General features: G+C 57.5%; 23 protein-coding genes. 10 read left to right on the forward strand and 13 right to left on the reverse strand.

The genetic code is table 11. The features are described from left to right. Positions 1–332: 332 nt before the first annotated feature. The gene (locus ACJ8QF_RS13345) at positions 333–1,637 is read left to right on the forward strand and encodes a D-amino acid dehydrogenase (protein WP_442537576.1); all 1,305 of its coding nucleotides are present in this window, start codon (positions 333–335) and stop codon (positions 1,635–1,637) included. A 76-nt stretch (positions 1,638–1,713) separates the two neighbouring features. Beyond that, on the forward strand, positions 1,714–2,787 hold the full coding sequence (dadX, locus tag ACJ8QF_RS13350; protein WP_442537577.1) for a catabolic alanine racemase DadX: 1,074 nt from the start codon (positions 1,714–1,716) through the stop codon (positions 2,785–2,787). An 8-nt stretch (positions 2,788–2,795) separates the two neighbouring features. Here dadX and ACJ8QF_RS13355 read toward each other — a convergent pair whose 3' ends face one another. The 3 genes from ACJ8QF_RS13355 to ACJ8QF_RS13365 all read right to left on the reverse strand — a co-directional run bounded on the left by ACJ8QF_RS13355 (position 2,796) and on the right by ACJ8QF_RS13365 (position 5,416). Further along, positions 2,796–3,989 (reverse strand): multidrug effflux MFS transporter, encoded by a 1,194-nt coding sequence (locus ACJ8QF_RS13355; protein ID WP_442537578.1) that lies wholly within the window; start codon positions 3,987–3,989, stop codon positions 2,796–2,798. A 77-nt stretch (positions 3,990–4,066) separates the two neighbouring features. After that, positions 4,067–4,627, reverse strand: a complete 561-nt coding sequence (locus ACJ8QF_RS13360; RefSeq protein ID WP_004932251.1) for a 3'-5' exonuclease — start codon at positions 4,625–4,627, stop codon at positions 4,067–4,069. Between the two features lie 306 nt (positions 4,628–4,933). Beyond that, positions 4,934–5,416, reverse strand: coding sequence for a hypothetical protein (locus ACJ8QF_RS13365; protein WP_004932246.1), 483 nt, complete (start codon positions 5,414–5,416; stop codon positions 4,934–4,936). Positions 5,417–5,641: 225 nt separating this feature from the next. Between ACJ8QF_RS13365 and ACJ8QF_RS13370 the strand changes: the two genes are divergently transcribed. Continuing rightward, positions 5,642–5,935, forward strand: a complete 294-nt coding sequence (locus ACJ8QF_RS13370) for a hypothetical protein (RefSeq protein ID WP_015378107.1) — start codon at positions 5,642–5,644, stop codon at positions 5,933–5,935. Between the two features lie 263 nt (positions 5,936–6,198). Here ACJ8QF_RS13370 and ACJ8QF_RS13375 read toward each other — a convergent pair whose 3' ends face one another. Beyond that, the gene (locus ACJ8QF_RS13375; RefSeq protein ID WP_015378105.1) at positions 6,199–6,375 is read right to left on the reverse strand and encodes a GhoT/OrtT family toxin; all 177 of its coding nucleotides are present in this window, start codon (positions 6,373–6,375) and stop codon (positions 6,199–6,201) included. Positions 6,376–7,201: 826 nt separating this feature from the next. Here ACJ8QF_RS13375 and ACJ8QF_RS13380 point away from each other — a divergent pair. Continuing rightward, positions 7,202–7,891, forward strand: coding sequence for an alpha/beta hydrolase (locus ACJ8QF_RS13380; protein WP_004932239.1), 690 nt, complete (start codon positions 7,202–7,204; stop codon positions 7,889–7,891). Between the two features lie 124 nt (positions 7,892–8,015). Here ACJ8QF_RS13380 and ACJ8QF_RS13385 read toward each other — a convergent pair whose 3' ends face one another. From ACJ8QF_RS13385 to yeaG, 3 genes are all read right to left on the reverse strand, one after another. Beyond that, on the reverse strand, positions 8,016–8,246 hold the full coding sequence (locus ACJ8QF_RS13385) for a hypothetical protein (protein ID WP_004932237.1): 231 nt from the start codon (positions 8,244–8,246) through the stop codon (positions 8,016–8,018). A 337-nt stretch (positions 8,247–8,583) separates the two neighbouring features. After that, positions 8,584–9,852, reverse strand: a complete 1,269-nt coding sequence (locus ACJ8QF_RS13390; RefSeq protein ID WP_004932234.1) for a YeaH/YhbH family protein — start codon at positions 9,850–9,852, stop codon at positions 8,584–8,586. Positions 9,853–9,984: 132 nt separating this feature from the next. After that, positions 9,985–11,919, reverse strand: a complete 1,935-nt coding sequence (yeaG, locus tag ACJ8QF_RS13395) for a protein kinase YeaG (RefSeq protein ID WP_004932230.1) — start codon at positions 11,917–11,919, stop codon at positions 9,985–9,987. Between the two features lie 42 nt (positions 11,920–11,961). On the opposite strand from yeaG, the gene ACJ8QF_RS13400 reads away from it, so the two are divergent. Further along, positions 11,962–12,237 (forward strand): hypothetical protein, encoded by a 276-nt coding sequence (locus ACJ8QF_RS13400; RefSeq protein WP_153297016.1) that lies wholly within the window; start codon positions 11,962–11,964, stop codon positions 12,235–12,237. Positions 12,238–12,345: 108 nt separating this feature from the next. After that, positions 12,346–13,110, forward strand: a complete 765-nt coding sequence (locus tag ACJ8QF_RS13405; RefSeq protein WP_015378103.1) for a MipA/OmpV family protein — start codon at positions 12,346–12,348, stop codon at positions 13,108–13,110. 94 nt (positions 13,111–13,204) lie between these two features. Here ACJ8QF_RS13405 and ACJ8QF_RS13410 read toward each other — a convergent pair whose 3' ends face one another. Next, on the reverse strand, positions 13,205–14,080 hold the full coding sequence (locus ACJ8QF_RS13410; RefSeq protein WP_004932225.1) for a D-hexose-6-phosphate mutarotase: 876 nt from the start codon (positions 14,078–14,080) through the stop codon (positions 13,205–13,207). Positions 14,081–14,274: 194 nt separating this feature from the next. Next, on the reverse strand, positions 14,275–15,270 hold the full coding sequence (gene gapA, locus ACJ8QF_RS13415) for a glyceraldehyde-3-phosphate dehydrogenase (RefSeq protein WP_004932222.1): 996 nt from the start codon (positions 15,268–15,270) through the stop codon (positions 14,275–14,277). Positions 15,271–15,618: 348 nt separating this feature from the next. On the opposite strand from gapA, the gene msrB reads away from it, so the two are divergent. Together msrB and ACJ8QF_RS13425 are read left to right on the forward strand one after the other, a co-directional pair. After that, positions 15,619–16,032 (forward strand): peptide-methionine (R)-S-oxide reductase MsrB, encoded by a 414-nt coding sequence (msrB, locus tag ACJ8QF_RS13420; RefSeq protein ID WP_004932219.1) that lies wholly within the window; start codon positions 15,619–15,621, stop codon positions 16,030–16,032. 63 nt (positions 16,033–16,095) lie between these two features. Continuing rightward, entirely contained in the window at positions 16,096–16,368 is a 273-nt protein-coding gene (locus ACJ8QF_RS13425; protein WP_004932218.1) for a YeaC family protein, read from the forward strand. 42 nt (positions 16,369–16,410) lie between these two features. Here ACJ8QF_RS13425 and ACJ8QF_RS13430 read toward each other — a convergent pair whose 3' ends face one another. The 4 genes from ACJ8QF_RS13430 to sppA form a co-directional block, all read right to left on the reverse strand. Beyond that, positions 16,411–17,691, reverse strand: a complete 1,281-nt coding sequence (locus tag ACJ8QF_RS13430) for a glycoside hydrolase family 18 protein (protein WP_049186404.1) — start codon at positions 17,689–17,691, stop codon at positions 16,411–16,413. A 234-nt stretch (positions 17,692–17,925) separates the two neighbouring features. Next, the gene (gene pncA / locus ACJ8QF_RS13435) at positions 17,926–18,558 is read right to left on the reverse strand and encodes a bifunctional nicotinamidase/pyrazinamidase (protein WP_442537579.1); all 633 of its coding nucleotides are present in this window, start codon (positions 18,556–18,558) and stop codon (positions 17,926–17,928) included. Between the two features lie 22 nt (positions 18,559–18,580). Then, positions 18,581–19,597, reverse strand: a complete 1,017-nt coding sequence (gene ansA, locus ACJ8QF_RS13440; RefSeq protein WP_049186406.1) for an asparaginase — start codon at positions 19,595–19,597, stop codon at positions 18,581–18,583. Between the two features lie 93 nt (positions 19,598–19,690). Beyond that, positions 19,691–21,547, reverse strand: a complete 1,857-nt coding sequence (sppA, locus tag ACJ8QF_RS13445; protein WP_049186407.1) for a signal peptide peptidase SppA — start codon at positions 21,545–21,547, stop codon at positions 19,691–19,693. 160 nt (positions 21,548–21,707) lie between these two features. Between sppA and ACJ8QF_RS13450 the strand changes: the two genes are divergently transcribed. Both ACJ8QF_RS13450 and selD read left to right on the forward strand, forming a co-directional pair. Beyond that, entirely contained in the window at positions 21,708–22,259 is a 552-nt protein-coding gene (locus ACJ8QF_RS13450) for an NAD(P)H nitroreductase (RefSeq protein WP_004932204.1), read from the forward strand. A 157-nt stretch (positions 22,260–22,416) separates the two neighbouring features. Next, a complete protein-coding gene (selD, locus tag ACJ8QF_RS13455; RefSeq protein WP_004932201.1) occupies positions 22,417–23,460 on the forward strand; it encodes a selenide, water dikinase SelD in 1,044 nt (347 codons plus the stop codon). The last annotated feature ends 3 nt before the right edge of the window (positions 23,461–23,463 follow it).

A 23,463-nucleotide genomic window follows, 5' to 3' on the forward strand; every position in this document is an offset into this window, starting at 1 on the left:
GTATTTTTTATTTTATTAGATTTTTATTCTGATTAAGTGTTGGCTGGTATTTTTATATTCTGTTAAATCAATGTTGCTTATTACGCCTTTTTTGAGTGCTATCATTGATAGCGTTGATATCAATTCAGTGGCGGTATGACGCCATAATCCCCCCTAAACCGCATCTTATCGCTATTTTCAGACGGCTATTGCAAATACATGGCCCATCGACGATAAATTAATTGTGAATATTGTCACGTTTGATGACGAAGTTGTTGGACGGATTTTTTCACTGAGTTAATTTCCTGTAAGCAGAAGATTATGCTTTGTGAAGCCTTGAGCTGGAGTCAGCGATGCGAGTGGTAATTTTAGGTAGTGGAGTGGTGGGCGTAGCCAGTGCCTGGTATTTGGCGAAGGCGGGGCATGAGGTGACGGTGATCGATCGTCAGCCAGGCCCCGCACTGGAAACCAGCGCGGCGAACGCCGGGCAGATTTCACCGGGTTATGCTGCCCCCTGGGCGGCGCCGGGCGTGCCGCTGAAGGCCATAAAGTGGATGTTCCAGCGCCATGCGCCGTTGGCCATCCGCCTCGACGGCAGCAGCTTCCAGCTGAGCTGGATGTGGCAGATGTTGAAAAACTGCAACACCGAACACTACATGACCAACAAAGGCCGCATGGTGCGCCTGGCGGAATACAGCCGCGATTGTATCAAGGCGCTGCGTCAGGAAACCGGCATCCAGTACGAAGGTCGCCAGGGCGGCACGCTGCAGCTGTTTCGCACTCAACAACAGTTCGAAAACGCCGCGAAAGACATTGCGGTATTGGAAGATGCCGGCGTGCCTTACAGATTGCTGGAAGCCAGCCAGCTCGGCAGCGTCGAGCCGGCGCTGGGGCAGGTGGCGCACAAGCTGACCGGTGGCCTGCAGTTGCCGAACGACGAAACCGGCGATTGCCAGCTGTTTACGCAACAGTTGGCGAAGATGGCAGAGCAGGCGGGCGTCACCTTCCTGTTCAACCGCAGCGTCGATCGTCTGCTGGTGGAGGGCGACAAGATCGCCGGCGTGCAGTGCGGCGAGGAAGTGTTCAAGGCCGACAGCTATGTGGTGGCGTTCGGCTCGTACTCCACGGCGCTGCTGCGCGGCCTGGTGTCCATTCCGGTTTACCCGCTGAAGGGCTATTCGTTGACCATTCCTATCACCGACGAAGCGGCGGCGCCGTTCTCTACGGTATTGGATGAGACGTATAAAATCGCCATCACACGCTTCGACCAGCGCATTCGCGTTGGCGGCATGGCGGAGATCGTCGGTTTCAATACGCAGCTGGAGCAAAAACGGCGCGAAACGCTGGAAATGGTGGTGCGCGATCTCTACCCGAACGGCGGCCGGGTGGAAGAGGCGACGTTCTGGACCGGCCTGCGGCCGATGACGCCGGACGGCACGCCAATTGTCGGTCGCACCTCGCTGAAGAACCTGTATCTCAATACCGGGCATGGCACGTTGGGCTGGACGATGGCCTGTGGCTCCGGGCAGTTGTTGTCCGATCTGATGTCCGGCATTACGCCGGCGATCCCTTCCGATGACCTGGCGGTGGCGCGTTACAGCGCCGGGTTTCGTCAGCAACACGCGGTTCCGCTGAACGACGTGCATCCCGCACGTTAATCGTTGACTCTGTCATAGACTTTCCCGGCCACGCACAGGCGCGCGTGGCCGCCGTACGCTGCCCCAAGGAGAAGCGATGCCCCGTCCCATAACCGCCACGATGCATCTCGGCGCGATTGAAAATAACCTGCAGGTGGTGCGCCGTTTCGCCCCCGGTGCCAAAGTCTGGGCGGTGGTCAAGGCTAACGCCTATGGCCACGGCATCAAACACGTTTGGCGCAGCATGGCGCAAACCGACGGCTTCGCCATGCTGGATCTGGCCGAAGCGGTGCTGCTGCGCGAGTCGGGTTGGCAAGGGCCTATCCTGTTGTTGGAAGGCTTCTTCCAGCCGCAGGATCTGGCGTTGCTTGACCGTTATCGCCTGACGACGGCGGTGCACAGCGACTGGCAACTGGCGGCGATCGCCGACGCCACGCTGAACGCGCCGCTCAATGTCTATCTGAAGGTGAACAGTGGCATGAATCGGCTGGGGTTCGCACCCGGGCGGCTGCATGAGGTGTGGCGCAGGGCGCAGGCGGTAGCCAACATTGCCGAGCTTACGCTGATGAGCCATTTCGCCACCGCCGACGGCCCCGAAGGCGTGACGCAGCAGATGGCCACCATCGAGGCGGCGGCAACCGATATACCGCTGCCGCGCTGCCTGGCCAACTCGGCCGCCACGCTGTGGCACCCTTCGACCCACGGCAGTTGGATCCGTCCTGGGATCGTTCTCTATGGCGCATCGCCGAGCGGTTGCTGGAATGACGTTGCGTCGACGGGGCTGCAGCCGGCGATGACGCTGAGCAGTGAAATCATCGGCATTCAGCAGCTGAAGTCTGGCGATCGTGTGGGTTACGGTGGTCGTTACAGCGCCGCAGGCGCACAGCGTATTGGCGTGGTGGCCTGCGGTTACGCCGACGGCTATCCGCGTCATGCGCCGACCGGTACGCCGGTATGGGTTGGCGGCGTGCTGACGCGCACCCTGGGAACGGTATCGATGGATATGCTGGCGGTGGATCTGACGCCCTGTCCGCAAGTCGAACTGGGCGCCGAAGTCGAGCTGTGGGGGAAACGTCTGCCGGTGGATGAGGTGGCCACGGCGGCAGGGACGTTAGGCTATGAACTGCTGTCGGCGTTAGCGGCGCGAGTGCCGGTCGCCATCGAAGCCTGAGCCGGGGCTCAGGCGACTTTTCTGATCTGCCCTTTAATCTGCTTGCTGAGCCGCCGCGCGTGCAGCGCCAGCAGGCAGCCCGCCAGCATCACCAGCGCCAGCGACAGCTTGGGTTGCAGCGGCAACGCCATCGCCACCAGACCCAGCGCGGCGCCGCCCGCCATCTGCACGAAACCGACCAGCGCGGACGCGACGCCGGCCTCATTGGAGTAGGGTTCCAACGCGTAGCTGGTGGCCGGGCCCATCACGAATGCCAACCCGGCGCAGGCGCTGGCGACTGGCAGCATATACGCCAGCCAGTGCGTTTGCGCCGTCGCGGGCAGCAGCATGACGCCCAGCAGCAGGCCCAGACAGCCCAGCCCCATCAACATGCCGCCGGTCGCCAGACAAACCGGGCGGCCGACCTTGTGGATGATGCGGTTGGCGAAGAAGCTGACCAGCATGATCCAGAAACCGTTGGCGCCGAACACCAGCGAGAATTGCAGCGGGGTCAGGCCGGCGGTGCCCATCAGCACGTTCGGTGCCAGAGAAACGTAGGTCAGCGCCATGCCCATCGCCCCGGAGTTCACCACCGCAAAAGAGAGGAAACGCCGTTCGCTGAGGATGCGCGCGTATTGACGCACCGGCAACCCCTTGACCGGCACGGTGTCGACGGGGCGAGTTTCCGGCAGGCGCAGCGCGATGAGCACCAACACCAGCAGCGCGTAGCCGACCAGGAACCAGAAGGGCGCGCGCCAGCCGAAGGCTTCGGCGAGCAGGCCGCCGAGCAGCGGCGCCAGCGCCGGGATGATGTTCAGCGTGCCGTTAAGAAAGCCGAAAGCGCGGGCGGCGTCGTCGCCATTCAGGCGATCGCGCACGCCGCTGAAGGCGACGACGGCGGTGCAGCAAACCGCCACCCCTTGCAGCAGACGCGAAGCGATGAAAATCGTCGGGCTGGTGGCCAGCGCCGCCATCGCGGCGCCGATCATGTAGAGGATAATACCGGCCAGCGCCACCGGTTTGCGGCCATAGTTATCCACCAGCGGGCCGGCGATGACCTGGCCGAGGCCAAGTACCAGAATAAATAGCGATATGGTGGATTGGATCAACGCTTCGCTGCTGCCCAGACCGACGGCAATAGCGGGAATAGTCGGCAGATAAAGATCGATGCCTAATGGGCCGAGCAGCACCAGGCTGAGAAGCATAAACAGAAACTTTTGCATAACAGAAAAGGCACGTCCGAGTGACAAAGAGGGCTAGAGTAGAGACTCTGGCGGCAAATGAAAAGGGGCAAAGCGGGTCAGCGCTGCGCCCCCTGACGATAATAGAGCGCCGAGACGGTATCGGCCACATAACGGGCCTGGTGGCGAGCATCATCCAGCGCACGATGCGGCATACCTTCGAACGGGCGAGCCTTTTTCGGGTTAAAGCCATGCAGTTCCGCCAGTGTGATCACCGTGCGCACGTCCTGAGTATCCCAAAACTTCCACGGGCAGGGCATTTCCAACTGCTGGAAGGCGTGTTCGAGGATCGCGCAGTCGAACTCTTTTCCGTTCCCCCAGACCTTTACCGTATCGGTGCTGTTCATATGGATAAAGCGGCTGAGGCTGCTCAGCACGCGCTTCAGGCTCTCGGTGCCGCCGAAGGCCTGTTTGCGTGCTTCATCGGACTGTTTTGCCCACCAGGCGACCGTGTCCAGACTGATGGTACGGCCTGGTTGGTCTTTCTGACTGCTGACGGCGGCCTCGAATTCGGCGCCGAGTTCCCCGGTCCGGGGATCGAAAAACACCGCCGCAACCACCAGAATGACGGCGCTGGGTTTTATATCCAGGGTTTCAATGTCTAACATCAGATGGTGCATCGGCGTTTCCGGTGGTGGGCGTGGTGGCTTAATGTTACTACAGAACGTGCGCCGATGCGGCCGGTGCGCACATGAAATCCTTTTAAAGCGCCTCGTTCAGGTTATGATGCTCGTGATACTCTTGTCAGGTTGGTCGCTATCGGTGAGAACGCTTATCTTTATTCTGTGCATGGCCGGCTACTTGCTGTTGCTGGGCTACCTTAGCATGTTCGTCACGGACAAGATCTGTGAGAAGGCGGGTAACTACACCAAAATATGCCGCGTCGTAGACATTTCCGAACCTCATATTCCCAAATAGCCCCCAGTTTATCCCAGATAGTCGGTGGTAATCAGCGGCGTCAGGATGGCCGCCAGCGCCGTGAGTGCCCCCCATTGCCGCCAGCCCAGCCGCGCCAGCCAGTCATGCCGCTGCGGCGGTGTGGACAGTTGCCCGACGGCTACGGCGCCGGTCAGCAGCAGCGTAAGAATCAGCAGCACCAGGCAACGGCTCACCAGCGTGAACTCAACATGCAGCACATTGGCGTAATACAGGCGCATCAGAATAAAATAGCTCAGCAAGATCCAGGCGAAAACGACGTTCTTCTTGAGCACCTGCTGCAGCATCAACGCGAGAAACAGGCTGTGAAACAGCGACAACAGCGGGGCCTCGATCGGGTGCCGAACGCAGACGTTGTAGACCGCCATATAAATGTTGAAAACCAGCAGGATATAGATCACATAAATATACCAGCCGTAGATGACCTTGAGCTTTTTCGGGGTCGGCGGCAGGGAGAGTGCGTCCGGTTTCATTAATGCCTCCTGATGATGCCATGTAAACGCTGTGCTTGAAGACGGCGCGGCGACATCGTAATTTAAAATCCACAGGGTATATATCACCCGAGCGCTAAATGACAATTAAACGCGGGATCGGCTTTATTTCCGCGTTGGCCTGGAACTCTTTTGCGCCCGCGGGGTCGATTGGCGTACGAATGCCTGGCGGTTTTTGCACTATGATGACAGATATAATTTATTGATATGAAAGATTATAAAAACACTTCGGGCACAAAAATCCTGCTGCTGTTCAGCCTGGCGTTTTATACGCTGTTGCCACCGTTGCTGACGGCGGTCGTGTTCAACCGTTTCAATCTTAATCCGTTCGCGATCGTCAAATTTTTTCACTTCAACCCGTTTTTGGCCGATCGGGGCATACCCGGTTATCAGACTTTCTTCTACTTGCTGATGCTATGGTTGGGGTTGAATGCTTTGCTCTGGCTGCTGGTGTGGGGAGCGGGGCGATTGTATCAGCGCTGGCGATCGCCGCGCGGCTGATAGTTTCTCAAAGGGGAAAGTTGCCTGGGGAAATGACTTTGCATTCAATAATGAGACGTATTATCATTTCATTCGCCGGTGAGGGGAAAAGGGTTGTCTCCTTCTGTGCCCCCCGATCCGGCACGACATTGCTCACATTGCTTCCCGTTTTCATGCCAGCCTTGCGCTGGCACTTTTTTATCCCACGCCAAAAACCATGACGTCGGTGGTCAGCCTCTTTTCATTAATATGACTGTTAAAAGCCAGCGCGCGGCATTGGGGCGTTAGAACAGCGAAAACAGCAACACCACCGGCAGGCTCAACGGCCAGGTTAACCCGATGGTCAGTGCGCTGATACAGCGAATTTTGACGGTGTCCCGGCTAACCAGGTAGGTGAAAACCATAGAAACTAACAGACCAATAAAATAACAGTATTGCGTTGCAACCCACAGCGGTGACATGAAACCCGATCCCAGTTGTATTTTTACGCGCGAATTCTAGGAGCTTGGCGGGTGATAATCAATGACCAAAGGCCCTTTATTCAAACCTTTATCCATAAGTATGCATAATTTATTTCTATAAAGAACGTAGGGTTATTAGCGGCTTTATGTTTATTGCCAAAAGAAATCAACAGCATAGTTACCGGTAACATTTTGCGTCAGGCAAGCCATCCTTCTGGAGTGAACTCCGTTGAGCAGTTAAAGAGTTGGTGAAGGGGGAAACGCGGTGGGGTTATGACTCATAAAAATTAATGATGTATTTGCGAACAGCAAGGCTAAGGTGAGGTGGCGTCGGTTTTGGGGGTACGTGAACCCTTCAGGCGCCGGTTTTAGCGCATCAGTCGCGATGCGCCGCTTGCCCGCCAGGGAGGGGGATGGTTGTCGTTACGGGTTTAATGAATGTTAAGACCGTAGACGAACAGCCACGAAAACAGCAGCGCCAGCAGGCATGCCATAAAAACGATGGAGATCATTTCCTTCACAACTTCATTCCTTTTCCCGGTGAGCCAAATTTACTTCTCTTTGTTTTTGCGCGAAATTTTAGATCGGTATGGGTAAAAATCCTAGTTTTAATCCTTTTTTTTCCCGGCCTTGCGGCGTAAGCCGCTTCGATAAGCCGTGGCGGCGGTGGAAAATCGGAGACGTTAACTCGTCGTAGCTATTGCTGAACGCCATGAGGCTGACTATATAAAAGGGGGACTGCGTGGCGTCGAAGGCAGCCAGGCTCGCCCCTTGCGGGGGCGTTCATCTGCCTGCGGCGCTTTCCTATGAGATGAAGGAGTCGGCAATGAGCACAAAACCAACTATCGTGCTGGTACACGGATTCTGGGGCGGCGCCGCGCACTGGAGTAAGGTCATCATCGAGTTGTCGCGCAGGGGATATACGGCGATTCATGCGGTGGAAATGCCGTTGACGTCGCTGGCTGAGGATGCGGAACGTACGCGTAAGATGGTCGCGCAGCAAGCGGGACCGGTATTGTTGGTCGGGCACTCTTACGGCGGTGCCGTGATCACGGAAATGGGCAACCAGCCTAACGTGGTTGGCCTGGTCTACATCGCCGCGTTTGCGCCTGATGCCGGTGAAAGTGCCGGCGGTATTACGCAAGCGCATCCTCCTGCGGCAGTCGAGAATCTGGCCCCGGACAGCGACGGTTATCTGTGGATTAAAACCGACAAGTTTCACGAAAGCTTTTGCCAGGATCTGACCGCCGACGAGGCATTGGTGATGGCGGTGGCGCAGAAGGCCCCGCTGGCCGATACCTTTGGCAACACCATCGGCGAGCCCGCCTGGAAACATAAGCCGTCATGGTATCAACTTTCCAGCGACGATCGCATGATAGCGCCGGAGAATCAGCGGCGCATGGCGCAGCGGCTGCAGGCCAAGAAAGTGATGGTGCTGAATGCCAGCCATGCCTCGCTGGTTTCCCATGCCGATGAGGTGGCGGGTTTGATTGACGAAGCGGCCGGTTTGAAATAATGCAGGGGCAGGAAGGCTCGACATTCTGCGGCAGATTATTCCTTCGCTGATATCGCTATAACAGCATCATCAACACGACGGCGACGGCAATAATGGCGTAGAGGTCTGCCTTACGCATATCGCCTTAGCGCCCGTTAACGCCGATCATTTCTATTGCCGCGCGATGCAGCCGCTGAAAATAATCATCGGGCTGCTTTTCTATCTCCTGGATAAGGCTGGCGAGCAGGTTCTGTTTGGTTATCGGCTTGTTGGCGGTCAACACCAGCAGCACGTTTTTGCCGAGCAGGCAACATATTTGCTTATGGTATTCATCAACATCGTGCTTGTTGAGGCCATAGAGGGTGTAGTCGATCATGATGTCTAACCTGCTGACAGGTAAATGCCCGCCGCAGCGGGCTGAGAAGCCATAGAAAAATAAAATGAGGCAAATTTCGCTTAGGAAGAGACTTAAGCGATGGGGTAACGATAACTGAATGGGAATATTCCTATCAAGCCGTGCGGAGGGGAGCGGCGGATGTTTAGGAATAACCTCAGAAGAACAAATAATAGAGAGGACCGTTCTGGGGAATCTGACTTATTATTGTTGTTGTCATTGTTTAAAAAATAAACATGGGTTTTGCAAATATATAATGCGAAAAGAAACAGCCGGAAAACGGTGCTTTCCGGCTGTGGTGACATTCACGCGGCGTTATTCACACGGTCTGCTTACGGAACAGTTCGCGGAATACCGGATAGATATCGTCCGGTTCGCGGATATGCTGCATGGCGAAGTTGTCGAATTTCGCCTGCAGATCCTCGTATTCGCGCCACAGCGTTTGGTGAGCGCGGCGAGTGATTTCTATGTAGCTGTAATAACGCACCATCGGCAGGATCTTTTTCGCCAACAGCTCATGACACAGCGGTGAATCGTCGGCCCAGTTGTCGCCGTCCGACGCTTGCGCGGCATAGATATTCCATTGCGCCGGGTCATAACGCTCTTCGACTACGTCATTCATTAACTTCAGCGCGCTGGAAACGATGGTGCCACCGGTTTCCTGCGAATAGAAGAACTCCTGTTCGTCCACCTCTTTCGCCTGGGTGTGATGGCGAATATAGACCACCTCGACGTTTTTATAGGTTCGGCTCAGGAACAAATAGAGCAGAATGTAAAAACGCTTGGCCATGTCTTTGGTCGCCTGGTCCATCGAGCCGGACACGTCCATCAGGCAGAACATCACCGCCTGGCTGGAGGGCTCCGGCCGGCGCTCATAGTTTTTGTAGCGCAGGTCGAAGGTATCGATAAACGGCACGCTTTCGATTTTCTTGCGCAGTTCGGCAATTTCCTTGCGCAGCCGCTCCTCTTCCAGCAATTGCACCGGCTCGGTATTTTCCAACTGGGTCAGCGCATCTTCCAGCTCGTGCAACGCGCGTCTTTTACCGGCGGTCATGGCGGTTCGTCGCGCCAGCGAGTTCTGCAGCGAACGCACGACGCTGATGTTGGCCGGCACGCCATTGGCGGTATAGCCGGCACGATGGGTTTTGAACTCGGTCAACTGCTTGTACTGATTCTTTTTCAGATTGGGCAGGGCGAGATCCTCGAACAAAAGATCGAGGTACTCGTCTTTGGAGATCTGGAAGACGAATTCATCCTGGCCTTCACCGTCCTGGCTGGCGTTGCCCTGGCCGCCGCCACCGCCTGCGCCGCCCTGAGGCCGCTCAACGCGATCGTTCTGCACGAAGTGGTCATTGCCTGGGTGAACGCGATGGCGTGTGCCGCCGCGCCCCTGATGAAACATCGGTTCGTTGATATCGTCAGTGGGGATGGAGACCGACTCCCCGCTGTCTACGTCGGTGACCGAACGCTTGTTGATGGCTTCGGCAATCGACTGTTTGATTTGCGACTTGTAACGGCGCAAGAAGCGCTGGCGGTTCACCATGCTCTTGTTTTTGCCGTTCAGCCGTCGGTCAATGAAATAGGCCATACTTCCCCCAAACGACGTTGCCAACTCTTCATGTCCCGGTCGCGACAGCGCAATGTGTAAGCCCCTCCTTGGGCTGCGCTGCAACGTCCATGACTGTGGACATGGCCCTGATAATGCCGCTTACCTGAGGCGTTATGAGGATTTTCTGACCCGCAGATACCATTCACACAACAGGCGCACCTGCTTGCGGGTATAGCCTTTCTCCATCATGCGGTCGACGAAGTCGTCGTGTTTTTTCTGCTCGTCCGTCGACGTTTTGGCGTTAAACGAAATCACCGGCAACAGCTCTTCGGTATTGGAGAACATTTTCTTCTCGATCACGGTGCGCAGCTTCTCGTAGCTGGTCCAGTTCGGATTGCGGCCGTTGTTGTTGGCGCGGGCGCGCAGCACGAAGTTCACGATTTCGTTGCGGAAATCTTTCGGGTTGCTGATGCCGGCCGGTTTTTCAATTTTCTCCAGTTCGGCGTTCAAAGACTCGCGGTCGAACAGCTGACCGGTGTCGGGGTCGCGATACTCCTGATCCTGGATCCAGAAGTCCGCGTAGGTCACGTAACGGTCAAAAATGTTCTGTCCGTATTCCGAGTAGGATTCCAGATAGGCGGTCTGGATCTCTTTGCCGATAAACTCGGCGTATTTCGGGATCAGATAGCCTTTCAGATGTTCGAGGTATTTCTCGGCCAAATCCTGCGGGAACTGTTCGCGTTCGATCTGCTGCTCCAGCACATAGAACAGGTGCACCGGGTTGGCTGCCACCTCGGCGTGATCGAAGTTGAATACCCGCGAGAGGATTTTAAAGGCGAAACGGGTGGAGAGGCCGTTCATGCCTTCGTCAACCCCGGCGTAGTCGCGGTACTCCTGATAGGACTTGGCTTTCGGATCGGTATCCTTGAGGCTTTCGCCGTCATACACGCGCATTTTCGAGTAAATGCTCGAGTTTTCCGGCTCTTTCAGCCGCGACAGCACGCTAAAGCGCGCCAGCGTTTCGAGGGTGCCCGGCGCGCAGGGCGCGTGAGTCAGCTCGCTGTGGTCCAGCAGCTTGTCGTAAATCTTGATCTCTTCCGACACGCGCAGGCAGTAAGGCACCTTGACGATGTACACGCGGTCGAGGAACGCTTCGTTGTTCTTGTTGTTACGGAAGGTCACCCACTCGGATTCGTTGGAGTGCGCCAGAATAATGCCGTTGAACGGCAGGGCGGAGATGCCCTCGGTGCCGTTGTAGTTACCTTCCTGAGTCGCCGTCAGCAGCGGATGCAGCACTTTGATCGGCGCTTTGAACATCTCGACGAATTCCATAATCCCCTGGTTGGCGCGGCACAGTGCGCCGGAATAGCCGTAGGCGTCCGGATCGTTCTGCGCGTGGTTCTCCAGCTTACGGATGTCCACTTTACCGACCAGCGCCGAGATGTCCTGGTTGTTCTCATCGCCCGGTTCGGTTTTGGCGATGGCGATCTGCTCCAGGATGGAAGGGCGCACCTTCACGACTTTAAACTTGGTGATATCGCCGCCGAACTCGTGCAGGCGCTTCGCCGCCCACGGCGACATGATGGTGCCGAGATAGCGACTTGGGATGTTGAACTCTTTTTCCAGGATTGAGGCATCTTCCTGAGGGTTGAACAGGCACAGCGGATGATCGTTGACCGGGCTGCGTTCGCCGTTGGCGCTGAGGGTGTAGATGGGCACGCGCTGCATCAACGCTTTAAGGCGTTCTGCCAGCGAGGATTTACCGCCGCCCACCGGGCCCAGCAGGTAAAGGATCTGTTTCTTCTCTTCCAGGCCCTGCGCGGCGTGCTTCAGGTAAGAGACGATCTGTTCGATGGCCTCTTCCATGCCGTAGAATTCTTCGAAGGCCGGATAGCGTGCGATCACGCGGTTGGAGAACAGGCGCGACAGGCGTGATTCTAGCGCAGTGTCGACCATCACAGGTTCACCGATAGCCATCAGCAGACGTTCGGCCGCGTTGGCATAGGCACTGCGATCTTGCCGGCAAATGGTAAGAAATTCCTGCAGTGTGAACTCTTCGTCCTTGGCAGCTTCGTAGCGCTGGCGATAGTGGTCAAATATGTTCATGATGCCCGTCCTTTCGTTATTAGCACAGGTTAAAGAGAGCGTGTGATAGTGTTCTGGCTCCCGAAAGATGAGAATACGCCTGAGTACAGCAACCCGTATGCCAACTTGGTGCGCTTATTATCGCGAGTTGCGCTGTATGCCACTGGGCCCAGGATAAATTCACCTTCTGATTTAAGCTTAGTTTGCTTGCCGGAAAATTTCCTGCCGCAGAAAAAGCTTTTTTTAAGTCATATCAATGACTCAGTTATTACCGTGGAAGCCAAATGCCTTGTCTGGCGCGGCCTGCGGGATAAAACGTCATCGTTCCGCCATGATTAATTCATAATTCCGCTATAAGTTATTCGATCTTGGTCGTTTTCCTTTGTAAAGATTAGGCGCGCAACTAAATTTTCACATAAACTATCGCGGCTATTAACCCTGTAATTTATGGAAAAAGAACCAGTGAAGATTTCAAAACTCAAAACGCTAGCAATTATCGCTTCCGCAATGGTTTGTGCGCAAAGTGCTCAGGCGGGGACCTGGTCACTCGGTGCTGCCGCGCTGGTTAGTCCGGACGCGTATCGCGGTTATCAGGACCGCGTTTATCCGGTGCCCGTCATCGACTATGAAGGTGACGACTTCTACTTCCGTACTCTGACCGCCGGTTACTACCTGTGGAAAGATCAAGAAAACCAGCTGAGCATCATGGGTTACTACACGCCATGGGGCTACCGTCCGGGCGACAGCGACGACGATCGCATGAAGCGCCTCGACAAGCGTCGCGGCACGCTGATGGCCGGCCTGGCCTATTCGCACAACGCGGAATGGGGCACCCTTCGTACCACGTTCACCGGCGACACGCTGAACAACAGCAACGGGCTGGTGGGCGATGTCGCTTATCTGTACAAGTTTGATCTGGACGCGCTGACGCTGGTCCCGGGTGTGGGCGTGATGTGGAACAGCAAGAACCAGAACAAATATTACTACGGCGTCAGCGCCAATGAATCACGCCGCAGCGGCCTGGACAGCTACACCCCTGGCGATAGCTGGGCTCCGTATCTCGAGCTGAGCGCCAATTATCAGATCAACAAAAGCTGGAACGCCTTCTTCGTCGGCCGCTATGTGAAATTGTCGGATGAAGTGAAAGACAGCCCGATGGTGGATAAATCTTACACCGGTTTGTTGATGACGGGTGTGAGCTACACCTTCTAATCACGCATTGCACAACTATCGTGCATGTCGTGCATCAAAAAGGGGCGCTGGCGCCCCTTTTGCACATCCGTGGTGCGCTTCCGCGCACGGTTCCTCAGACCTTCTTACGACTGCGGAAGGTGACACCCAAACGGGCGGGTTGCTCGCCGGCAGCGACCAGCGGTTTGCTGACGCGCCCGGTCTCGATGCAGACCATGGTCTTGTAACCGTCGTTCGGCATATCCCCCATGCTGCAGGAGAGTTCCACGCCGGGGTTCCAGGCGATGACGTCGCTCATATGATGGTGGTGAACCTCGATGGTGCGAGCGAGTGCCGGATCGCGGATCTGGCTGAAAGCTTCCGGGCGGGTATAGACGCGGTCGGTTTGGCCGATGAATGTCACTTCGCCCGTCTGATGCGCCTCTGCGCCGCCCGCCACCTTGTCGATATAAGGCTCGCCCAGGCCCGCCACGCTGACCCGATCGATGTCGCCGACCTGGAAGTAACTGTGCAGCGCCGCCGTGGCTTGATAATCGCCGTGCGATTCCAGCTCGATCTCGCACTCTTCACCCAGCTTGAAGCGAGCAATCAGCGTGAAGGCGTGCGGCCACAGTTTGCGGGTCTGCTCATTGTCTTTCAGCGTAAAGGTCAGGATGACGCCGTTCTCATCTTCATCGTGCGCCGTCAGACTCCAGGGCTGGTTGCGGGCAAAGCCGTGGGAGGGTTGCGCCACCGGGCCGAACCACGGCCAGCAGATCGGCACGCCACCGCGGATGGCCTTGCCTGTGGCGAAAGGCGTGTTGTTGCTGAGCCAAATCACCGGCTGCTCACCGCTGGGCTGCCAGGCCAGCAAATGCGCGCCTTGCAGCGCGACGGCCGCGCGCACTTTCGGGTGCGACACCACAACCACGCCCAGCTCATCGAGTTGCCGCTGGCTGATATAAGGAGAAATTTGTTCGGAAACGGGCAGGGTGAAAATTTTCTCGTTCATTTCATGACCTATTGTTTGCCGGAGATAGAAATGGACCCTATTAGCTTTCGGGTCACAACCAGGCCCTCAGGCGCATGCTTAGACAGTGACTGAGGTGAGTGTGTGCAGCGAACAACGCTGTGACTCGAAAGATGACGGGTAAAAAAAGGGCGACAAAAAAATGTCGCCCTCATTATCAGCTTAACATCATGCCATTACTTGGAGATGTGAGCGATCAGATCCAGAACCTTGTTGGAGTAGCCGGTTTCGTTGTCGTACCAGGAAACCAGTTTCACGAAGTTGTCGTTCAGTGCGATACCGGCTTTGGCATCGAACACGGAGGTCAGCACTTCGCCGTTGAAATCGGTGGAAACCACGTCGTCTTCAACATAGCCCAGAACGCCTTTCATAGAGCCTTCAGCGGCGTCTTTGATGGCTTTCTTGATTTCTTCGTAGGTAGCCGCTTTTTCCAGACGCACGGTCAGGTCAACAACGGACACGTTAGGCGTCGGTACGCGGAACGCCATACCGGTCAGTTTGCCTTTCAGCTCTGGCAGAACCACGCCAACCGCTTTCGCTGCGCCGGTAGAAGAAGGGATGATGTTCTGGGATGCGCCGCGGCCGCCGCGCCAGTCTTTGTGAGACGGGCCATCAACGGTTTTTTGAGTAGCGGTGGTGGCGTGAACGGTGGTCATCAGGCCTTCAACGATACCGAAGTTGTCGTTGATGACTTTAGCCAGTGGCGCCAGGCAGTTGGTGGTGCAAGAGGCGTTGGACACGATGTCCTGGCCGGCATATTTGTCAAAGTTGGCGCCGCGAACGAACATTGGGGTCGCATCTTTGGATGGGCCAGTCAGAACCACTTTTTTAGCGCCGGCGGTGATGTGTTTACGCGCGGTTTCGTCGGTCAGGAAGATACCGGTCGCTTCAGCAACCACATCAACACCCACTTCGTTCCACTTCAGGTTAGCCGGGTCTTTCTCTGCGGTAACACGGATGGTTTTGCCATTAACAACCAGGTGGCCGTCTTTAACTTCTACCGTACCGTTGAAACGGCCGTGAGTAGAGTCATACTTCAGCATGTAAGCCATGTACTCTGCGTCCAACAGGTCGTTGATTGCAACGATCTCGATGTCAGAACGCTCTTGAGCAGCACGGAAAACAATGCGACCGATACGGCCAAAACCGTTGATACCTACTTTGATAGTCATATATTCCACCAGCTATTTGTTAGTGAATAAAAGGTTGGTTGTAAAATTACAAAAACCTTACCCAGCGTCAAGCGGAATCGTGTCAATACTTGCGGCAAGTCAAACCGGAAGGGTGGTTTTGCACGCTTATTGCACAGTCCATTTGCGCTCGGCCTCATCCGTTATATGGGGACAAGCCGCCAAGTATAAAGTCAGCATACGCAAGATGTGTGATCGTTATCACATATCATCGTGACGTGGCCTTTATGGGCTACAGTTTAGGCCAAAAACCCCTGCAGCGGTGTTAATTTTTTGTTATTATTAATCATTGTTTTCGTTGACATTATCCACATTCAGAGATAAGCACAAATGGCTAAAGAGACAACCCCCGGTCATCCGGTCACGGAACTGAATGAAATCCAACGTTATGTGACGCAACAGCGCGGCACCGAAGCGCCGTTCAGTGGCAAATTGCTGCACAACAAACGCGAGGGCGTGTACCATTGCCTGTGCTGTAACCAGCCGCTGTTCTATTCCGAAACCAAATACGATTCCGGCTGCGGCTGGCCGAGCTTTTATGAGCCGGTTTCCGCCGATGCAATCCGTTATCTTGATGATAATTCACATAATATGCATCGTGTTGAAATCCGCTGCGGCCACTGCGACGCGCATCTGGGGCACGTTTTCCCTGATGGCCCGCAGCCGACCGGCGACCGCTACTGCGTCAACTCCGCCTCGCTGAGTTTCACCGATGGCGAAAATGGCGACCAAACGGCCGGTTAAGTGGTAATTTAATCAACAAAATCGATTCAGCTAATTATTCATCTGTAAGCGAGAAGGGCTCTGATGGACGTGAAAGATCTGATTGCGGCGATGACGCCCGAGATATACCAGCGCCTGGTGCAGGCGGTTGAGCTGGGCAAGTGGCCGGACGGCGTGGCGCTGACGCCTGAGCAGAAGGAAAACAGCCTGCAGGCGGTGATGCTGTGGCAGTCGATGAACAACGTCGATCCGCAGCACATGAGCATCGGCACCGACGGGCAGATCGTGATGAAGAGCAAGCAAGAACTGAAGCAGCAGTTTGTTGCCGAGCCGCTGGTCAAACTTAAACCGCAGTAAGCTGTCCCTAAAGCGGGGCGATGTCGCCATCGCCCCGTCGATTTACTGTTTCTCGCCTTTTATTATTCCCAGCGACTCCGCCAGCTGTTGCGCCAGCCGGTTATTGTCGTCCGCGCCGTACTCCCAGAACATCGCTCCCCCCAATCCCTGGCTTTTGATGTACTCGGCTTTGATAGCCACCGAACGCGGGTTCTCGTAGGAGATGGCGAACAGCGGTTTGCCTTCGGCGGATTGCAGCGTCAGGTAAGGCACCTTGGCGTCGTCATCCCAGTGCTCGCGGAAACGCTGCTGCGGATCGTTGAGCAATTTGCTGACGATATCGTGGTATTTAAAGTAAGTGTCTTTGCTGAGATCCAACCCCAGCGTGCGGAACAGAGCGGTTTCTCGCGCACTGAAATAAGGCTGCGTCACCGGATGTTTGGCGGCGTCCGGCTTGTCCCAGTCGATGCCCGCTTCGGTCGCTCGTTTCGGCACCCGGCCGTAGAAACCGAGACCCAGGTTCATCTGCGCCGGTTTTAATCCGGCGGCAAGATAATGTTTTACCACGGAATCGGCGCTGTAGCGGTCGGCGGCGGCTACGGTTGGCCAGCGCTTTGAATCGTACAGGTTGGCATTGAAGTACTGTGTGCCGTAAGCCATATCGTAGGTCATCAGATTGATGTAGTTGAGGTAAGGGGCAATGCTTTTCACATCGACCCATTCCTGCGGGCTTTTGACGTTGGCCCCGACGGCGATGGTTAACAGCTTGCCTTTACCCAGCGCCTGATGAAGCTCTCTCAGCAGCAGGGTGAAGTTGTCGCGGTCTGCCGGTTGGCTTTCCACCAAACCCCAGGCGCCGTTTACCGGGTATTCCCAGTCCAGATCGATCCCATCCAGCCGGTACTGTGCGATCACCTGCAGCGCGGAGCGAATGAAAATTGCCCGGTTTTCCGCGGTGGCGGCGGCGCCGGAGAAACCGCGTGCACCCCAGCCGCCGACCGACAACAGCACTTTCAGCTCGGGGTTCTGTTTGCGCAGCACCGGCAGACGTTGCAGATCGGCCGTGACTTTCGGCGACAGGTAGATCTGGTGGCGGCGAGCGGGGTCTTTCAGCGCCGCATTGGTTTCGTCTTTCTCGTCGTTGTAGATCAGGCCAAACGAATAGTTGAGATGGGTGATTTGCGTCACGTCCAGCTTGTCGATGTCACCACCGGGGCCGGCGGTAACGTCGCCGCCGCCGTTGAAGTAGCCGACGGAGAGATAGGCCGCCTGGGCCGTGCTTACCCCGGCCATAGCCAATTGCACCGCCGCCAGCAAAGGCAGCAGTTTTCGGGTTATTTTCATGTCTGTCTCCTCGTGGTCGGCAAGGCCGACCGTACCGCCAGGGGCGGGCACAATAAAGCCGGGCTCAGTGGGGCCCCGGATGCGTATAACCGATTGACGCCAAAAGCGTCGCAGCCATAACAGCAAAAGCGCCTGCCGGTCACAAGCCGTTGGGGAAGAAGAAAGGTGGTATTGTGAGCGGCGTCGATAATTTCGCCGCTGCGTAGAGAGGGCGCCGGTGGCGCCCGAGAGGATTTAGTTGGCGAGGAACTGTGACAGGGTAACTAGCTGTGCGCCGGCGCGCGCCATGTCCTGCAGCGCTTGCTCACTGTCGCCCGGCTGCAGATTCACGCCGCGGCAGCCGTCGACGATCACCTGCGTCGGATAGCCGGCAGCCAGTGCATCCAGCACGCTGAACTTCACGCAGTAGTCGGTCGCCAGGCCCATGATCGCCAGCCGCCGGACGCCCTGCGATTGCAGCCAATCGTGCAGTTCGGTCTGCGCCCGGTGGCCGTTATCGAAGAACGCGCTGTAGCTGTCGATGCTCGTATCCTGCCCTTTGCGAAAAACGGCATTGATGTGTTGCCGCTGCAATTGAGGATGAAAATCGGCGCCGTGGCTCCCTTGCACGCAGTGCACCGGCCACCACACCTGCGGCAGACCTTCCAGCTCGCCGAGGGTACCGACCTGCGCATGGGAGTTCATCGCAAAGCTGCGGTGATTGGCGGGATGCCAGTCCTGGCTGGCCACCACCGGCTCGCCCCGCGCCAGGCAGGCGGCGATCGCCTGATTGGCTACCGGGATGACGGCGTCGCCCTCCGTGACCGCCAGCGCGCCGCCGGGGCAGAAATCGTTTTGCAGATCGATCAACAACAGGGCCGTTTTCATCGCCGCTCCAGAGTTCAGTAGGTTAACCGTTGATGCTCAGCTCGCCGCGCAGATCTTGCTGCATCAGCGTGCGGATTTGTTCCGGCGTCAGCGGCTGGCTCAACAGATAGTGCAGCTTGGTCAGGGCGGCTTCCACCGTCATGTCGAAACCGCTGATCACCCCGGCATGCGCCAGCGCGTTGCCGGTGGCGTAGCCTTCCATATTGACGCGCCCGGAGATGCACTGCGTCAGGTTGACCACCACGATGCCGCGTTCAGAGGCCGCACGCAACTCGTCGATCAGCTCGGCCTTCTGTGGTGCGTTGCCGACGCCGTAGGAGCGCAGGATCAGCGCTTTGACCGGCTGCAGCAGGAAGTTGCGCACCACCGCGCCGGAAATGCCCGGATAGATGGTGACCACGCCGATCGGCTGCGGCGTGATGTCATGCACCTGCAACGCGCCGTTGCAAGCCGGACTGTCGATGCCTTGCTGGCGGCGAATGTGGATGCCGGCTTCCAGCAGCGGCGGCAAATTCGGGGAGGCGAAGGCGTCGAAGCCGTCGGCGTGCGCTTTGGTGGTGCGGTTGCCGCGGAACAGCTTGTTGTTGAAGAACAGGCTGACTTCGTTCACCGGATGGTTGGCCGCCAGATACAGCGCGTTGAGCAGGTTGGTTTGGCCATCGGAGCGCAGCTCCGCCAGCGGGATCTGCGAGCCGGTGACGATCACCGGTTTGGCCAGGTTTTCCAGCATGAAGGAAAGCGCAGAGGCGGTGAACGCCATGGTGTCGGTGCCGTGCAGGATCACGAAGCCGTCGTAGCGATCGTAGTTCTGCTTGATGTCGTCGGCGATGTGCTGCCAGTCTTCCGGCGTCATGTCTGAAGAGTCAATCAATGGCGCGTATTCATGAATGGTGAAATCCGGCATCTCCGGCCGATGGAATTCGGGCATCAGCGCCAGCTGGCGCTGCAGGTGCCCGGAAACCGGGATGTAGCCGTGATCGGAACGCTGCATGCCGATGGTGCCGCCGGTGTAGGCGACGTAAATGGATTTCTTTTGCATGGTTATGATTTTAACAAAGATAAGATGGGCTGAATTATAGGGACATGGCGGCAGAAAAAAAGCCCGGCGGTGGCCGGGCTGCAGAATTATTTGTTAGCGGACTTCTCCGCAGGTGAGACAGATCGCATAACGGTTTTGCGGATCGTTCAGGTTATTGAACAAGCCCGGTTGTTCTTTCACCGCGTTGGCGACCGAAGCCAGCGGGGCGGGCAGCATGGCCTGAATCGCGGCCGGCAGCATGGCGTGAATGGAAACGCCAAACTGGCTGAGCACCATATCGCTCAGGCTTGGGGTATCGACGAACCAGTCGAGCTGCCACTGCTGCAGCTTTGCCAGCTCGGCGGCTTTCTTCACCGCGTCGTCGAAATCGCCCAACTGATCGACCAGGCCGTTGGCCTTGGCGTCGCTGCCGAGCCAGACGTGGCCCTGTGCGATTTGGTCAACCTGCTGCGGGGTCATCTTGCGTGATTTGGCGACCAGATCGAGGAAGTTCTTATACCCGTTTTCGATATTCAGCTGCATCATCTGCGAGAACTCCTGCGGCAGCGCCTTGGTGACCGCGATATCGGCCAGCGGCGAGGTCGCCACGCCGTCGGTGTGCACACCCAGCGTATCCAGGGTTTTCTCGTAGGTATTGATGATGCCGAAAATGCCGATAGAACCGGTCAGGGTGCTCGGGCTGGCGATGATATAGTCGGCCGGCGTCGAGACCCAGTAGCCGCCCGACGCGGCCATGCCGCCCATCGACACCACCACCGGTTTGCCGGCGGCGCGCACGGCGGCCAGCTCGGAGCGGATCACTTCGGACGCGCTGACGCTGCCGCCTGGGCTGTTGACGCGGAACACCACGGCCTTGACGGCCGGATCCAGACGCGCCTGGCGCAGCTCGGCGGCGGTGGTGTCCCCCCCGACGTTGCCCGGCGTCTGCTGGCCGTCCATGATGGCGCCGTTGGCGAACACCACGGCGATCTTGCCGCCCTGGTTGGCGTCCGGCTTCGGCTGATAGTCGTAGATGCTGATGGCGTTGAAATCGTTCGCCTGTTTGTCCCAGCCGAAGGTCTTGACCAACTGATTTTCGATCGCGGTGCGCGACGCCAGCTCATCCACCAGCTTATTGTCCAGCGCGTAGCGGGCGGTGTCGCCACCGGCCGCCTGCAGGCCGCTCAGCACGCCGGCTGCGCCCGGGAACAGCTGCTGCGGCGTCAGTTGGCGGTTGGCGGCCACGGTCTCCAGGTAGTTCTGCCACAGGCCGCCGATCCAACGGCTGTCCGCTTCGCGCGCCGCCGGGGACATATCGTCGCGGATCAGCGGTTCGACCGCCGATTTATAGGTGCCGACGCGGAAGATATTGGTGGTGACCTTGAGCATGTCCAGCAACGATTTGTAGTACAGGTTGTTGGTGGCGAAACCGTGCAGATCGACCGCGCCCTGCGGCGACAGGAAGACCTTGTTGGCGTAGCTGGCCAGGTAGTATTGCGTTTGGTTGTAGCTGTCGCCGATGGCGAAGATCGGTTTGCCGCTGTCGCGGAACTCGCGCAGCGCTTTGCCGATATAGCGCAGCGACGGCTGATCGGCGCCGGCGAAGTCATTCAACTGCAACACCATGCCGGTAATGTTTTTGTCGTCTTTGGCCTTGCGGATGCTGTCGACTACATCGAACAGCGAGTTTTCCTGCAGGCGGCTACTGGAGGCGCCCAACAGTTCGCGGCCCCATTGCCGCACCCGGTTGTTTACCGAAGGCTGATCGACCACCACGCCGCTTAAATCGACCAGCAGCGCACCGCGCGCCGGGGCCGTCGAGGTGGAGGAACTTTGGAAGGACAGATAGATGCCAACCCCAACCAGGATCAGCAAGACCAGGAACAGGTTAAGGATCAGTTCCCTGATAAAATTCAGCAGACGCCATGTCCACCGGAAAATGCCGGCAAAAATTTGCCACAATGTGCGCATGTGCTCTCCAACAAGAGTCGAGAATGTTCCGCTATCCTAATGAGCGGCCGGGTAAATGTCAGCTTTAAATCGCGACTCACAGACGCTATCGTCGAGGCTGTAACTCGTCGTTTAGCTATGTTAACGTGGCCGGAATGAAAATTGTTATCAGGAGTTTACGATGGATGCTCTGGATCTTTTATTGAATCGCCGCTCGGCTTCGCGTCTGGCGGAACCGGCGCCGGCGGGGGAAGTGCGCCAAAATATCATCAACGCGGGCCTGCGTGCGCCCGATCACGGCGCGCTGCAGCCGTGGCGTTTCGTGATGATCGAGAATCAGGGTCTGGAGCGCTTCAGCCAGCTGCTTCAGGCGGCGGCGAAGCAGGATCAGCTGGACGAAGCGGCGATTGAAAAAGCCACCAAGGCGCCGTTCCGCGCGCCGCTGATCATCACCGTCATCGCGCATTGCACTGAGGAAACCAAGGTGCCGCGGTGGGAGCAGGTGGTTTCCGCCGGTTGCGCCGTGCAGGCGATGCAGATGGCGGCGTTGGCGCAGGGCTTTAACGGCATCTGGCGCACCGGCGCCTGGACCGAGCATGCGCTGGTGCGCGAAGCCTTCGGCTGCCGCGAGCAGGATGAGATCGTCGGTTTCCTCTACCTGGGCACGCCGCAGCTGAAGGCCGCCACCAAAGTGACGCCGCCGGACAGCACGCCTTTCGTCAGCTATTTCTAAGTTTTTTCCAACGGGGCGCGGCGAAAATGCGCCAAACCCCGCAAAATTGCATGGTTTCTGAGCAGGCCGCTCGCTTATCCGCGGCGCGCTCTTATCAATCCCCTCGGCAAGCGCTACCCTATGTTATCTTGAGTGCCGTTACCGAAGGGAGTGGACTATGACATCGCCAGCGATCCGTTTAACCCAGTACAGCCATGGCGCTGGCTGCGGCTGCAAAATCTCACCGAAAGTTCTCGAAACCATCCTGCACAGCGAGCGGGAAAAGTTTGTCGATCCGCGTCTGTTGGTCGGCAATGAAACCCGCGACGACGCGGCGGTGTATGACATCGGCAACGGCGTCGGCATCATCAGCACTACCGACTTCTTCATGCCGATCGTCGACGATCCGTTCGATTTCGGCCGTATCGCCGCCGCTAACGCCATCAGCGACGTGTACGCCATGGGCGGCAAACCGATCATGGCGATCGCCATTCTCGGCTGGCCAATCGCCAAACTGCCGCCGGAGGTGGCGCAGCAGGTGATCGACGGCGGACGTTTCGCCTGCCAGCAGGCGGGGATAGCGCTGGCCGGCGGTCATTCCATCGATGCGCCGGAACCTATCTTCGGCCTGGCGGTCACTGGCGTGGTCAATACCGAGCGAGTGAAAAAGAACAGCGCCGCACAGGCCGGGGCGCAACTCTATCTGACCAAGCCGCTGGGCATTGGCGTGCTGACGACCGCCGAGAAGCAAAGCAAGCTGCGCCCTGAACATCAAGGGCTGGCGACGGACGTGATGTGCCGTCTTAACAAGCCGGGCGCCGACTTTGCCGAAGTGGCGGGCGTCACGGCGATGACCGACATCACCGGCTTTGGCCTGTTGGGCCACCTGAGCGAGGTTTGTCAGGGCTCCGGTCTGCAGGCGACGGTCTGGTTCGATCGGGTGCCGAAGCTGCCGGATGTCGAGGCGTACATCGCCGAGGGCTGCGTGCCGGGCGGCACCGGGCGCAACTTCGACAGCTACGGCCATCTGGTGGGCGAGATGAGCGATTTGCAGCGTCAGCTGCTGTGCGATCCGCAAACCTCCGGCGGTTTGCTGTTGGCGGTATTGCCTGAGGCGCAGGCGCAGGTGCTGGCGATTGCCGAGCAGCACGGCATCACGCTCAATCCTATCGGTGAGCTGCATGCCGCACAGGCAGGTAAACCGCTGATCGAGGTTGTGTAGTGT

This window comes from Serratia sp. CY81684 (genome assembly GCF_052166595.1).
GTDB classification, from domain to species: domain Bacteria; phylum Pseudomonadota; class Gammaproteobacteria; order Enterobacterales; family Enterobacteriaceae; genus Serratia; species Serratia nematodiphila.